Annotated in this window: 10 protein-coding genes; 4 read left to right on the forward strand and 6 right to left on the reverse strand. The window is 39.9% G+C overall.

The window, feature by feature from the left end; all coding sequences use genetic code 11:
* Window positions 1–144 precede the first annotated feature (144 nt).
* Both ADS77_RS21590 and mrcB read left to right on the forward strand, forming a co-directional pair.
* Window positions 145–306: a YqaE/Pmp3 family membrane protein gene (locus ADS77_RS21590; protein WP_082355624.1), complete on the forward strand. Its 162-nt coding sequence runs from the start codon at window positions 145–147 to the stop codon at window positions 304–306.
* 86 nt (window positions 307–392) lie between these two features.
* Window positions 393–2,774: a penicillin-binding protein 1B gene (mrcB, locus tag ADS77_RS07155; RefSeq protein WP_054453663.1), complete on the forward strand. Its 2,382-nt coding sequence runs from the start codon at window positions 393–395 to the stop codon at window positions 2,772–2,774.
* Between the two features lie 48 nt (window positions 2,775–2,822).
* Here the strand turns inward: mrcB and ADS77_RS07160 are convergent, their stop codons facing one another.
* The 6 genes from ADS77_RS07160 to ADS77_RS07185 form a co-directional block, all read right to left on the reverse strand.
* Window positions 2,823–4,664, reverse strand: a complete 1,842-nt coding sequence (locus tag ADS77_RS07160; protein WP_054453664.1) for a methyl-accepting chemotaxis protein — start codon at window positions 4,662–4,664, stop codon at window positions 2,823–2,825.
* A 496-nt stretch (window positions 4,665–5,160) separates the two neighbouring features.
* Window positions 5,161–6,441, reverse strand: coding sequence for a glutamate-1-semialdehyde 2,1-aminomutase (gene hemL / locus ADS77_RS07165; RefSeq protein WP_054453665.1), 1,281 nt, complete (start codon window positions 6,439–6,441; stop codon window positions 5,161–5,163).
* A gap of 31 nt (window positions 6,442–6,472) precedes the next feature.
* On the reverse strand, window positions 6,473–7,489 hold the full coding sequence (locus ADS77_RS07170) for an aspartate carbamoyltransferase (protein WP_054205533.1): 1,017 nt from the start codon (window positions 7,487–7,489) through the stop codon (window positions 6,473–6,475).
* 84 nt (window positions 7,490–7,573) lie between these two features.
* Window positions 7,574–8,008 (reverse strand): CopD family protein, encoded by a 435-nt coding sequence (locus ADS77_RS07175; protein ID WP_054205534.1) that lies wholly within the window; start codon window positions 8,006–8,008, stop codon window positions 7,574–7,576.
* A gap of 19 nt (window positions 8,009–8,027) precedes the next feature.
* Window positions 8,028–9,710 carry a chloride channel protein gene (locus ADS77_RS07180; protein ID WP_054453667.1) on the reverse strand — a complete coding sequence of 561 codons (1,683 nt, stop codon included), beginning with the start codon at window positions 9,708–9,710 and terminating at the stop codon, window positions 8,028–8,030.
* A gap of 503 nt (window positions 9,711–10,213) precedes the next feature.
* Window positions 10,214–12,094, reverse strand: coding sequence for a methyl-accepting chemotaxis protein (locus tag ADS77_RS07185; RefSeq protein WP_054205536.1), 1,881 nt, complete (start codon window positions 12,092–12,094; stop codon window positions 10,214–10,216).
* Between the two features lie 99 nt (window positions 12,095–12,193).
* Here ADS77_RS07185 and ADS77_RS07190 point away from each other — a divergent pair, with 99 nt between their 5' ends.
* Both ADS77_RS07190 and ADS77_RS07195 read left to right on the forward strand, forming a co-directional pair.
* On the forward strand, window positions 12,194–13,387 hold the full coding sequence (locus ADS77_RS07190; protein WP_054453674.1) for a porin: 1,194 nt from the start codon (window positions 12,194–12,196) through the stop codon (window positions 13,385–13,387).
* Window positions 13,359–14,180 (forward strand): substrate-binding periplasmic protein, encoded by an 822-nt coding sequence (locus ADS77_RS07195; RefSeq protein ID WP_054453675.1) that lies wholly within the window; start codon window positions 13,359–13,361, stop codon window positions 14,178–14,180. The genes ADS77_RS07190 and ADS77_RS07195 overlap by 29 nt, the downstream gene beginning before the upstream one ends.
* Window positions 14,181–14,199: the final 19 nt, after the last annotated feature.

Consider the following 14,199-nt stretch of genomic DNA (forward strand, 5'->3'; position numbering starts at 1 on the left):
AAAACAAAGTCCTAACTGCGGTTAGGGCTTTTTTGTGCGATAGACAATACAGACACGGAAAAATCAGAACATTCGCATAGGAAAAATAACGATTACTGGCTATGCTTAGGTCAAAATTATTACCAAACTATAATAAGGATCCTTATGGATAACAAATTAGTACTGATCATTTTGTCGTTATTTTTACCACCGATAGCTGTATTTTTAAAAGCGGGTGTGGGTAAAGATCTCATCATTAATATCGTTCTATGTTTTATCTTTTTTATACCTGCCGTGATCCATTCACTTTGGTTGTGTACACGCTAAGTTTCAGTGACTGTTAATTTTACAGGTGTTAATATTGTCGTCATTACCTCTGTAAAATTAACTTCTGGAAATAAATAGCAACGTCAATGACTGATAAAAAAGACTCGCGAACAACAAAAACGTCTTCAAAACGCCCTGCAAAAAAAGAGCCAAGCTCGACACCTAAAGCCGCAAAAAAAACGGTGAGTAAAACCACTGCCAATAAAAAAACTGAAGCTAAAAAGAACGCGTCTGAAAATGTTAAAAAGCGCAGTATTGGGCGTAAGCTATGGTCTATTTTCTGGAAGTTAACTTTAGCGGGTATCGTCGCTATGAGTTTATATTTGATTTATCTTGATGCAAAGGTAACGCGCCAATTTGAAGGTAATAAATGGCAACTGCCTGCGCAAGTATACGCCAGAGCAATGACATTTTATCCAGGACAGTTTTTATCTAGTGACGAAGTTATTTGGGAGCTCAAACGCTTAAGTTATTCTTCCGTTAATAAAATAAGCCGTACTGGCCAATATATTAAAGGTCCAGACAGTATCAAAATTTACCGTCGTGAGTTTGATTTTTATGACGGGTTTGAGCAAGCGAGTGAAATTGAGCTGCGTTTCGCGGGGCAAAAACTGGCGACGATTAAAGATAAGTTTGGGCGCCGTGTTAATTCAGCGCGTTTGGAGCCGGTGCAAATAGCACGTATTGGCAATGACTCAAAACAAGATCGCGAATTTGTACCACTTGATAAATTCCCGCCAATGCTAAAAGATACCTTGCTGGTGGTTGAAGACCAAAATTTTTATAAACACCATGGTGTGTCTGTGTGGTCAATTATGCGTGCTTTGTATAGTAATATTAAAGCCGGTCGTACGGTTCAAGGTGGCAGTACGCTAACACAGCAGTTAGCTAAAAATATTTATTTGACCCGTGAGCGCACGCTGGTGCGTAAATTCAACGAAGCACTTATTGCTTTAATTTTAGACTACCGTTATTCAAAAGATCAGATCCTAGAAGCCTATTTAAACGAGGTATACCTTGGTCAATCCTATAACCAAGGTGTTCATGGCATGGGGTTAGCGTCAGACTTTTATTTTTCAAAGCCCGTTGATGAACTTGAGTTTGACCAAATAGCCTTACTGGTGGCAATGGTTAAAGGTCCGTCATATTACAACCCGCGTCGTTATAGTGAACGGACGATGGAACGCCGTGACTTAGTATTGCGTTTAATGGTCGAAAATCAATTAATTGATACCAGAGAGTACCGTGCAGCGCTAAAGCGTCCTATTACTGTGTCACCAATGAAAGACAGCATTACAAAATCATACCCGGGTTATTTGGAGTTAGTTGATCGTGAGTTGAAAAAACTATTACCTGATCAAGAGGTGCTAGATGCCGGTGTGAGGGTGTTTACCTATTTTGATTTGCAAAAACAAGCTGCGATGGAAGAGGCTATAGCAAATAGTTTACCGTACTTAGAGAAGCGCTCAACGACAGAGCAGTTAGAAGCGGCGATGATCTCAGTTAATGTAGAAAAAGGCGGTGTATCGGCTTTAGTTGCGGGACGTGATCCGCGCTTTTTAGGGTTTAACCGTGTACTTGATACTAAACGAAATATTGGTTCATTGGTGAAGCCTGCGGTATATTTAACGGCACTTGGTTCGCCTAATTATAACTTAGCCACCTTGTTAGATGATTCACCTTTGCAGGTGACAAATGAGCAAGGAAAAGTATGGCAGCCTGAGAACTTTGATCGTCAGTTTCGTGGTATGTTGCCGCTTTATAAAGCGTTTAGTCAAAGTATTAATATTCCAGCAGTGAATTTGGGCTTGGATGTTGGTGTTGATAACGTCGCCGATACACTTAATAAACTGGGTGTTAAAGAGCAAATAGATCATTATCCTTCACTATTATTAGGTGCACTTGAAATGTCGAGCTTTGAGGTGGCGCAGCTTTACACCACGCTTGCAGCTGACGGTGAATACCGAGCGCTGACATCGATTTCAGCAATGACTGATTCTGTAGGCAGTGTTTTGTATTCACATAAGGTGAAATCACAGCCAAGGTTTGCAAAAGACGCCATGTACATGACCAAGTATGCGATGAAGCGAGTGACAAAAGATGGTACCGCAAAACGTTTAAATGCCCATTTTCCGTCAATTCAGTTAGCGGGTAAAACAGGCACGAGTAATGACTTGCGTGATAGCTGGTTTGCAGGGTTTGATCAAAATACAGTAACGGTCGCATGGCTTGGTCGTGATGATAATAAAAGTACGGGCTTAACAGGCAGTGTAGGGGCGCTTGAAGCGTATATCCGTTATCTTAAACCGCTTAACCCACAAGCAATTGCCGATACACGTCCTGCTTCGATTCGCTGGGCATTTATTAATGAACTGACAGGAAAACAAGCACCACCGGGATGCGGTAAAGTTATTCAACTACCACTTAGGGTTAGCGAGTTCGAACCAAGGCCAAGTTGCCAGCGTTAAGTCTCTAAGTAAAAAAGCCAACATAAGTTGGCTTTTTTATAGCATACATTAAGATTTAAAAAATCGCATTGCATCGGATAGTAGCTCTGAAAGCTGACTAATTTTTTTCGCATCACATAGGCTAGACTGCGCAGATGTTTGGGTTTGCTCTGCTAAGTGACTAATTTGTTGGGCATCGTTTAACGCTTGGGTTGTTGCTTGGGATTGTAATTGCACACGCTGCGCAATTTGCTCACCTTGTACTTTGATCTCTTGCATGCTTTTTTCTGCATTTTGTAGCACATTATTAGTGTCATTTGCTGACTGCACTGAGTGCACCATCTTCTCTACACTTGAACGCATTTTTTGTTGTGTATCATCTGATGCTTGCTGCAATGAGCTGATAATTTGGTGTATTTCTTGAGTTTGTGCCTGTGTACGTAAAGCAAGTGTTCGTACTTCATCAGCAACAACAGCAAAACCACGGCCTTGCTCTCCAGCGCGCGCTGCTTCAATAGCGGCATTTAGCGCTAATAAGTTGGTTTGATCAGCTATTTCACTAATACCTTTACTTACATTACCAATATTTTGGCTATCCACGGCTAGGCGATCGAGTGCTTGTTGGTTTTCGCTAAACTCCACTTGTAAGTCTTGCATATACTGAGCAAGCTCCATGGTGTTACGCGAGCCTTCTTTAACATGTTGGGCTGCATTTTGCGCAATTAACATTGCTTGATTTGCTGATTCTTCAACAGCATGAGCACTGTCTGACATATCACTTAATGCGTTGTGAATTGTATTTACACGCCCTTGTTGCTCGCTTACATCATGACTTGTTTGATGGCTTGCTTGTTCAAGTGATACCGTAGCGCTGCTTAAATCTACGGTTGTTTTTTTTACTTCTGCTAATAGATTACTAAATGCTTTTAGTAATGCATTGTAACGGGCTGTAATAATGCTCATTTCATCACTGCCGATAGATTCTAATCTAGCACTTAGATCGCCATTAGCAGCTTGTTCTGCTGCGCCAGCAAATCGGGTAATACCATCCACTACAGCAAAATAAAAACCAATTAATAAATAAAATGCACTCAACAAACTTAATATTGAAGCAATTAATACAATGTTTCTGATCCATTGTTGCTGCTGTAACTTGTCAGTAATTAGTTGCTCAAGTGTTGGCACACTTTGCTTTATAAGTTCTTTGATATTGCTGGTGACTGCTTGATGTAATTGAGAAAACTCGGCCTGTGTTATTTCTAAATTATCGGGCTCTAATAGTTTGCTGTCGATGGCGCGCTTAAAGTTAAGGGTACTTTGCTGTAGTTTATTTATCAAAGGAGTTAAAATTTTACTCACTTGTTTGTTAGCCGTTGTGGCTACGAATAAGGTTTTTTCAATGTTTTCTTCATACTGAGGTAAGGATTTAGATAAATTTGACAGCGCTATAAATGTGTCAGGAGTAAAGCCTTTATTAGTTAAAACTGTATTTGCGCTATTGCTTGTTAAATTAACTTGTTCTATTAAAGCTGGGATGGGAGATACCAGTGCGCGGTTCAAGTAAGCACTGGCTAAATGATCATCCACAGCGAGTTGCGATTGGATAGAGACTAATTCAAGCGCATCCTTGTTTTGAGAGTCACTAACTTGATAACCGAAGCTGCGAGCAATAGCAGCATTTTTATTTGTTTGGGAATTCATTTGGTTTTCGAGTAAAGCACTGTAACTTTGTAAACCTTGACGTTTCATTGTTGAAACATGAATACTATCGGTTAATAACGAGAGTAAGAAGAATAGGCTAACACTTAGGGGAACTAATAAAATACCAAATACTAGACTAATTTTAGTTTTGTATTTTAAATTTGCCATCAAGTTGATAGCAGGGGAAGTTGCGCGTCGTAGTCCTGACATAGTGCTCTCTTGTTATAGGCAAAATAGTGAATGCTGTTTAGTAAGACCTAGCTTACTTGCAATATCATTCATTAATATTAGCCTATAAACAAAAAAAGCCCTTACGGGCTTTTTAATTACATTAAAACGAGGGCGTATTGACCTTTGTGGATTGAAATTTGTTCAATCCAGGGGCGATTTAATCGCGGCGCGAGGTTTGTCATCGAGTGGGCTCGATAACTGCTCCTGCGTTATTCTACTGGCTCACATCCATGTGAGAATAAGTAAAAATCGAGCAAAGCTTCCGCGTCCTGCTCACGCCCCTTACCTTTCCTCCATGTAGGTAACAAAGAGTTAATCGCCCCTAGAAAGAACTCTTTGGGCAGCGCATGTTTGGCATTTATACTGCGTTATCGTCGATTTATGGGGAACAACCACGCACCATAGGCGCTGTCTTGCCTAAATACCAAACAGTCTGCTGCAAAATTAATCACGAAAGAACAACACACCCTAATACTTATAGTTTAGCAAAAGCGCGCTGTGCAGCGGCAATCGTATCTGTAATCTCTTGCTCTGAATGCTCAGAACATACAAAACCTGCCTCAAATGCTGATGGGGCCAAGTAAACGCCTTCTTCAAGCATTAAGTGGAAAAACTTTTTAAAGCGCTCTAAATCGCATTGTGTAGCTTGCTCGTAAGTGGTTACTTTGTCTTGATCAGTAAAGAAAAAGCCATACATGCCACCGGCATAGTTAGTTGTAAGGGCGATACCTGCAGCTTTTGCTGCTGCTTCAAAACCCTCACAGATTGCTTTACTTTTCGCTTCAAGCTTAGCGTGTAGGCCTTCAACGCTAAGTAGCTCTAGCGCTTTCAAACCTGCGGCCATTGCAATAGGGTTACCTGAAAGAGTACCCGCTTGATAGACAGGGCCAACTGGAGCTATGTAATCCATGATCTGCGTTTTACCGCCAAACGCGCCCACAGGCATACCGCCGCCAATAACTTTACCTAAACAGGTTAAATCAGGGATGATGTTGTAATAAGCCTGTGCGCCGCCAAGTGCTACGCGAAAGCCGGTCATTACTTCATCAAAAATAAGCACTGATTTATATTCATCACATACTTCACGCAGGCCTTCTAAGAAGCCAGGAATAGGAGGAATACAGTTCATGTTGCCGGCCACTGGCTCTACAATAATACACGCAATTTCATCTGCATATTTTGCAAAAATGGCTTTCACTTCATCAAGGTTATTAAACGACACTGTTAATGTGTGCTTAGCAAAATCTTCAGGAATACCCGGTGAATTAGGCACGCCCATAGTTAATGCACCTGAGCCTGCTTTCACTAGTAGTGAATCAGCATGACCGTGGTAACACCCTTCAAATTTAAGTATTTTGTCACGGCCAGTAAAGCCACGAGCTAAGCGAATTGCGCTCATGGTGGCTTCAGTTCCTGAGCTTACCATGCGAACTTTTTCGATTGATGGAACTAGCTCTTTTACTTTTTCGGCCATTAATATTTCAGCTTCGGTAGGTGCGCCGTAACTTAGGCCATTTTCTACCGCTTCAAGCACTGCTTGCTTAATTGCAGGGTGATTATGGCCCATAATCATCGGACCCCATGAACCTACATAATCAATATAACGATTGCCATCGGCATCGAAAGTAAATGGGCCTTGTGCGCTGGTAATAAATAGCGGTGTGCCGCCAACGCCATTAAAGGCACGTACTGGTGAGTTAACACCACCCGGAATAGATTGTTGTGCGCGGGCAAATAAATCTTGGCTAATTGTCATGAAAAATCCTATTAAGTTGTCACTTTAAAAATTAACTATCGCGTTTGCGGCTAAACCAAGGCACTGCAACTTCGTATTGCTCTACTTTATCGGCAACATCAAGTGTAAGTGCAAACAGAGCCATGCGAATTAATACGCCATTTTGTACTTGACGAAAAATTGCTAAGTTGTCATTTAGGTTTAAATCGTTATCGAGCTCATTAGCTTCCATACGACTATCTCGCGGCAGTGGGTGCATTAAAATAGAGTTGGGTTTGCAATGGGCATTATAAATAGATTGACTAATTCTAAAGCCACCACGGTATTTGTTTGCTTCTTCTTGTGATGGGAAGCGCTCTTCTTGAATACGTGTTTGATAGACAATGTCAGCGGCTAAATTGCCTTCCATTTTATCAACAATTTCTATTTTATGACCCGCATTATCAACAGCATCCAAAATGTAGCTTGGCATTTGTAAGCCGTCAGGTGCGACCATCGAAAACTTAATGTTTTTATAATGACACAGTAGTTTTGATAACGAATGCACCGTACGGCCATATTTTAAATCGCCAACAAGGGCGATGTGCATACCATCAATGTTTTGATCAAAGCGGTGAAGTTCACGTTCAATAGTCAGTAAATCAAGTAGTGCTTGTGTCGGGTGCTCGTTTGGGCCATCGCCGCCGTTTATGACAGGCACTGAGCAACCGGTTGCAAATTCAGCAACTGAGCCTGAATCAGGGTGGCGCATGGCGACTGCATCGGCATAAGCTGAAATAACACGAGCGGTGTCATAGAGCGACTCGCCTTTGGCAAGAGCTGAACTTTGCATACCGGTTGTTTCGCGAACCAAACCGCCTAATAAATTAAAAGCAGTACCAAAACTTACGCGAGTACGCGTACTTGGCTCAAAGAATAAGTTTGCTAATATTGCCCCTTCAAGCACGTTTGTGCGTTTTTGCTTTTTAGCATATGGCTCCATTTTCTTTGCAACTGCAAAGATACGTTCAATACAGTCACGATCAAGCTGATTGACCGAAAGAATATTTTCACCTTGGAAACTTAACATGGGGTTATTCCTATCACATTGAAAAGGGGCGCGATCTAACCATCAAAGATGGGCACGCAATCGCGCGGTACTATAGCAAATTTTTTATAAACTTGGTTTAGTTATGGCTAAAAATACGATGACTAATAGCGCTAACACGGGCAACTCATTAAAAATACGATAAAAGCGATCACTGCGTGTATTACGGTCATGTTTAAAATCAGCGAGTAATTTAAAGCAATACGCATGGTATATATACAGTGCGATGACGAGTACTAATTTGTAATGCAACCACATGCTGTATTTAAACCATTCCCGGCCATATTCAACAATGAGTAGTACACCAAATACGGCTGTTAATATGGCAAAAGGGGTTACAAAATAGAGCAAGCGACGCTCCATCACTTTAAGCATAGAATTACAGGCTCGTTCTTCACTCATGGCGTGATAAACAAAAAGGCGTGGTAAGTAAAATATGCCGGCAAACCAGGCAATCATAAAAAATACATGTAAGGCTTTATAAACTAGTAGCGCGCTCATAGTGTTCTCTTATTTTTTGTTACAGTAAGCTATTACGTATAGTAAGGATATGGCGGATCTGATCCCAGCGCATAATTCCCATAATTTGTTGGTTATCGAGTAAGTTATAAATATACACAGCACCGCTGCGTTTATCTTTTAGTAAGTCAAATACATCAGCAAGTGTTGATTGGCTACTAACGCCTTGTAAGTTAATGTAATTTATTGATATGTTTTGTTCTGACATTAAACTTAAATCGTATTCAGCTAAACGGTAGCCATTTTCAGTATCGTAAACAATCAAGGGTGTTTGACTACTCACAGCATCAAGGCTGGTTTTAATTTGTTCTTTATCCGCGGAGTAGAGCAATTTAAAGTTTTCATCCATTTCATCCATCACCCCCACTTTTTGTAATGCCTCAGTGGCAGGGGATACATGATACGACAAACCTTGAAAATCTAATTGCTGCAAGAAAATAGAACGATTACCAAAAATTTGTAATGCAGTGACGTAGGCTGTCGAAATAACCAGCATAGCAGGGACAATAATCTCAGGACTTGAGGTCAGTTCCATAACGGTTGTTAAAGCGGCAAGCGGGGCATGCAGTGTGGCAGCGAGTAAGCCTGCCATGCCTAATACGCTATAAGTGCCGGCTATATCAGCACCGGGGCTAATAAATTGTGCAAAAAATGCCATGAGAGTGCCCATTAATACACCCAGTCCAATAACTGGGCCTATAATTCCACCGGGGATACCCAATCCAATCGCAAATAAGGTGGCAAGCAACTTAGCAATTAAAATGGTTGTTAACAGTTGTACATCATCAGGAGATTCAATTGCAATAGTAATAGCGCTCATACCAGAGCCCATCGCTTGTGGGACCATATAAGCTATACCGCCTGCAATTACGCCGGCCAATAGTAAACGCGGGAACATACTTAGGGGTTTAAACGTGCGAATTATCATCATCAGGTTTTGGTTAAACGCAAAAGCAACCGCGCCTAAAGCCATCCCAAAAATGATTAAAAATGGGTAATGCCAACCGCTTAAGGGGTTAACAACAATAAGTGCAAGCTCAGAGACATCACCAAATACAAATTGAGTGGCAAGGGCCCCCGTTACGGCGGCAAGCATAATGGGGACGAATATGTGGATTTTATACTCTCTGAGCACCACTTCCATCACAAAAATGACGGCTGCTAGTGGTGTATTAAACGAAGCGGCAATACCCGCAGCCACACCACAACCGCTTAGCGTGCGCATAGCATTGTGAGGTAAGTGCAGTTTATCAGCAAGCAAGCTTGCGCCCGTTGCACCCATATGTACTGAAGGCCCTTCACGTCCAACAGAAAAACCACTAATTAACGCCAGAGCACCACCGACAAATTGATTAACTGTGTTATATAACGGCATTTGTCCGTAGTGACGCTTTATGCGGTGAATAACAAAGGGAATGCCTAAGCGATAATGTTTAAAACCTGTTAGGGCTGCAAATAAGGCAATCAAAAAGGCCGCGCCAATGGGCATTAATACCCGTTCAAGGGTTGGAAGTGTTGTAAAGTCATCAGGTGTTTCAAGAAATAAACCTTGAAAGAATAAAATTGTTAAACGAAATAAGATGATAAAAAACGCAGCAATTAAACCAGCACATACACCTAGTAAGCACAGTTGCACCGATGTTTTTGGCTTAGCCAAGCGACGCCTAAGCGTTTCAAGCCACATGCATTTTTCCTCGCCACCCATTTAGGCGGGCAGTTTATCAAATGTACGGCAGTAAGTCCTTTTGATTTTTGAATTATCTACGGATAACCTCTGATTTTATCAGGCTCATTTCAAGGGCATAAGTACGGGGGGATGGGGGGATTTATTAGTGGTAAATAGACGGCTTAGTGCGCCGTATTATTAATACAGTTTCAATATGCAGAAGGTGAGCTTGCAGGTATATTTATGCCCAAACCACCTCAAAATGCAGAATTCAGCGTTTCACAGGTGTTTAATATCAAGGCGTTATTTGCAGTAATGGCAGTCCCTTTTAAGAAGTTACAACGATGAAAGTAAGCGTCTGTGAAATGCCCAAAGGGTTGGTTTAAAAGCGATTTATACTGCGCTATTGATTTTAACAAGGGGGCAAGCATTATTTACAATCAATGCCTTGTCTAAATCGCTTTTAATTCCAACTGACACTTACATCTTGAGGTGACTTGGGCATATACCAGCAAGTTTAATTACACAATAAATTTTTTCAGTAAATCTTGCTGAGCATTTACGTTTTCAGCTAGATTTGTATTGGTTTCAAATTGCTCTTTAGCAAATTCATCCACTTGCACACTAATATCTTTAATATTAATTGTATTTTTATTAATTTCTTCAATAACCGTGCTTTGCTCTTCAATCGCGGCAGCTATTTGAAAGTTCCTATCCATAATGTCTTTAACTGACATAGAAATAGTGTTTAAAGATTGATTGGCAACCTCAGTTTGCTCAACACACTGCGATGCCTTTTGCTTACTTTGCTCCATAGCTTGCTGTACTTTTGATGAAAACAGTTGAATCTGCTCAATCATTGCTTTTATTTCTGTTGTTGAGCTTTGCGTTCTTGAGGCTAAGGTTCTTACTTCATCGGCCACAACCGCAAACCCGCGCCCTTGCTCCCCAGCTCTTGCTGCTTCAATTGCTGCATTTAGTGCAAGCAAATTGGTTTGCTCTGCTACGTTATTTATTACAGAAAGTATTTGCTCAATACTATTACTGTGTTCCGCTAATTGATTACTCAGTTCTTGGGAGTTAGAAATTGAATCCGATAGATTAGTAATATCTGATGTGGTTTTTTCAAACAAGGTTTTACTTGAACTCGTTGAATCATTTACCAAGGTTACTGATGTTGCAGCTTCTTGTGCGCTGGAGGCAATTTCAGATGAGGTGGTACTCATTTCATGCATCGCAGTGGCTAGACTATCAATTAATTGGTATTGTTCGTTCAGGGAGCGGCTTGATTCGGTTGATAATGATTTTGCTGCTGCACTTTGCGCTTCAACACTATTCGCTTTATCAATAACGCCCGTCACTAATATCTGTAATGACGATAAAAAGCGATTAAAACTTTTAGCTACCACGCCACATTCATCTTCTGTAGTTACAGTTAATCGTTGAGTTAGATCTCCGCCACCAGAGGCAATTTCACTGATTGCATGCTCTAGTTCATCTAGCGGTCTTAATAGTATTGTTGCCAATGTTCTGATGACCAACACACAAAAAGCAATACTTAAAATAGCAATGAAAAAGGTACGTGTTGTAAAGACGGTTAGGGATTCATACACTTTATCTTTATCAAGTAGCATGGCTAAAGACCAATCAACGCCAGCGTTATCACTTAAGGGATAAAAGTAGAGTAACTTTGTTTGTCCTTCGTGCTCAATCTCTAAAATTTGCTTACTTTCAGTTGGGGATTTTTGGTAAATATTTTGAGTTTGTTTATTGCTGAGGCTGGTGGTCGGGTGAGTAATAATCTTACCTGTGCCATCGACAACAAATGCTAAACCATTGCCGTTAAAGTTAATGGTATTTACGCTATCAGCAATGGCATTTAAGCTCAAATCACCACCAATAACACCTTGAAAACCACTAGAAGTGTTAATTGCAGTGACAACTGATAATAATAGTTCGTTTGTAGCAGCATCAACATAAGGTGCGGTAAATGAGATCGCATCGTTGTTTTGCACTAACTTGTACCATGGTCTTTCTTTAAAATCGATACCAGGTGGATTAACCCTCTGTTTATCATTAGAGCGAAGCCCTTTTTCATCGCTTAGCGTACCAAACATTAATGAAAAATCATCTGAAAAGGCTGGGTTTTCTAACCCAGCTTGAAAATTATCTTTAGAGAAGTCTGATTCAATCTGTTTTTTTAAAACATTAACTTGTGCTGATTTACTAACCAGCCAATTGCTAATGCTTTGTGATAACAGTGATGCATTATCCTGCACATACGCGTCGGTGGACTTTTTTAGCGTTTGTTGTACAAGTAAGTATGTTGTTGTTGCAAGTAGTGAAATAACGATAAATACCACTATGCCTGAAGCGATGGAGAATTTAGTTCTGATTTTCATAATATTTCACTTTTTGACTGAATAAGAACGAGTGTTTTTTGTTATGTATATATAAACATAGTCTACACTTAGGAAAAGTTTAAATGGTAAGGCGCATTCATGCAAATAAAGCTCATCTGCTTTTTGTTAACTACATCTTGCTCGTTTTCAGTATACGCTCAAGATGAACAACAAGAACTAAATAACTTAAAATTACAGCTAAATAAAATCAGTGCGCAATTAGCTGCTTTAGAGTCATTAACACTACAGTTTGAGAGTATCAGTAAAAGAATTGAGGTGCTTGAAAATAAAAAACAGGGTTCTTCTGTTGCGTCAAATGTCGCAATAATCCCCCCAATTCCTGATTTGCAATTACCGATATCATCACCTGAGGCTATTAAAAAAGATGTTAAAATTTACGCAACAATAAGACCAACACTCGGATATATTGATGAAGACAACGAATCTCAATGGGATGTAAGAGACGCACTTTCTCATGTTGGTATTAAATCAACGGTAGAATTTAACGACCAATGGCAAGGGATTCTCCATGGTGAGTGGGGCGTTGATTTATCAAACAATGGTGATTTTGGTAAAGCTAGGCAAGTCTATGTTGCTTTGGATAGCCCTTATGGGAAGGTCGGTATAGGCAAACAGCGCCCAGCTCAGTACCTGTTTATTGCTGAGTACGTCGATATTTTTAACCACGGTAATAGCCCTTTTGCATATGATCCTGAAAGTCTCTTTTTTGTAAATAACCTGCTTACTTATCAGATAACGCAAGGTGATTTTACGTGGATGCTGGTTAGCCAATTTAATGGCGCACAAGGCGATAATAAAAGTGACCTTATCAATGGTGGGGTAAGTTATGATAAAAATAATTTACATGTTGCTTTGACGTATACAAATAAAGGTATCTATGAAAATGAACAAGCGTTGGGAGATAATAATATTGTTGCTGGATCAGTAGCTTACTCTTTTGATAGTGGTTTGTATTTTGCGCTGGGATATCAAGCAAAAGAATACAATAGAGACTTAAGCCTGGATAGAGACGGGCATACACTTGATGTATCAATGGCTTATCCGCTTAGCAAAAATTATAAAGTAAAAATGGGTTATTTTGATTTTGATGATGGACACCAAGCCGATCAAACGCAAAACTATAATGGCGCAAATTTAACGCTTGAATGGTTGCCTGCAGAAAACTTACGTTTACATGTTGAATACCTTTACCGAGACTTTGATTATTTAGCTGACTTTAGTTCATTATCAGTAGGGTTTCGCTATGATTACTCACAAAAGTGGAGTTACTAATAGTAAAAACATGCATATTTTAAAAAAGCGTTTAATACTGATTACGGGCTTACTCATGCTGATGTGTGCATTTACAAGTCATAGCAACGTAGATGTTACTATTTTAGCTGACGATGATTATCCGCCGTATAGCTATTTAGAAAATGGTGAAGTAAAAGGGATTTATATTGATTTATTGAGACGTGCTAGTACTCAATTAAAGCTAGATTATCACGTTAAAATAATTCCAACACCATGGAAAAGAGCATTACTTACCGTTAAAAAAGGCGATGTTATTGGCGTGGTTCCTCCGTATTTACATTATGATTCAAGGCCTTTTATTTCGTCATATTCGGTGGCGTTAGGGACCGAATTTGTGGTGACTTATTGTCGTGAAAATGTTGATTTAAAAGCTGCATTAAATTTAGATTTACCGGTTAATAAACCTGTTCATTTAGGAATGAATGCTGGTTATTTACTGCTGGATGAACGTTATAAACAAGCAATTGCACGAGGGCGAATCCAGTTATGGGAAAATAAAAGCACCGCAGCGAATGTAATCAAATTACTTACCAATAAAATAGATTGTTACGTCAACGATAGAAAAGCCACACAATATGAACTAAACAGCATAAATAAAACTTACCCGCAATATAATACGGTTACAGTTATAGAAAAAGATGAGCTTAGTCATAGAACCGCGCACATAGGATTTAGCCGAGAGTTTAGCTATCCATATAAAGACGATTTTATAAAAAGAATGAATAGAGCGTTGCTTGATGTGATGAATGAAACAGGGAAATTTAAAGAGTGAGTGTTTTGATAGTTATGCG

The sequence above is a fragment of the Pseudoalteromonas porphyrae genome (assembly GCF_001298125.1).
GTDB lineage: Bacteria > Pseudomonadota > Gammaproteobacteria > Enterobacterales > Alteromonadaceae > Pseudoalteromonas > Pseudoalteromonas neustonica.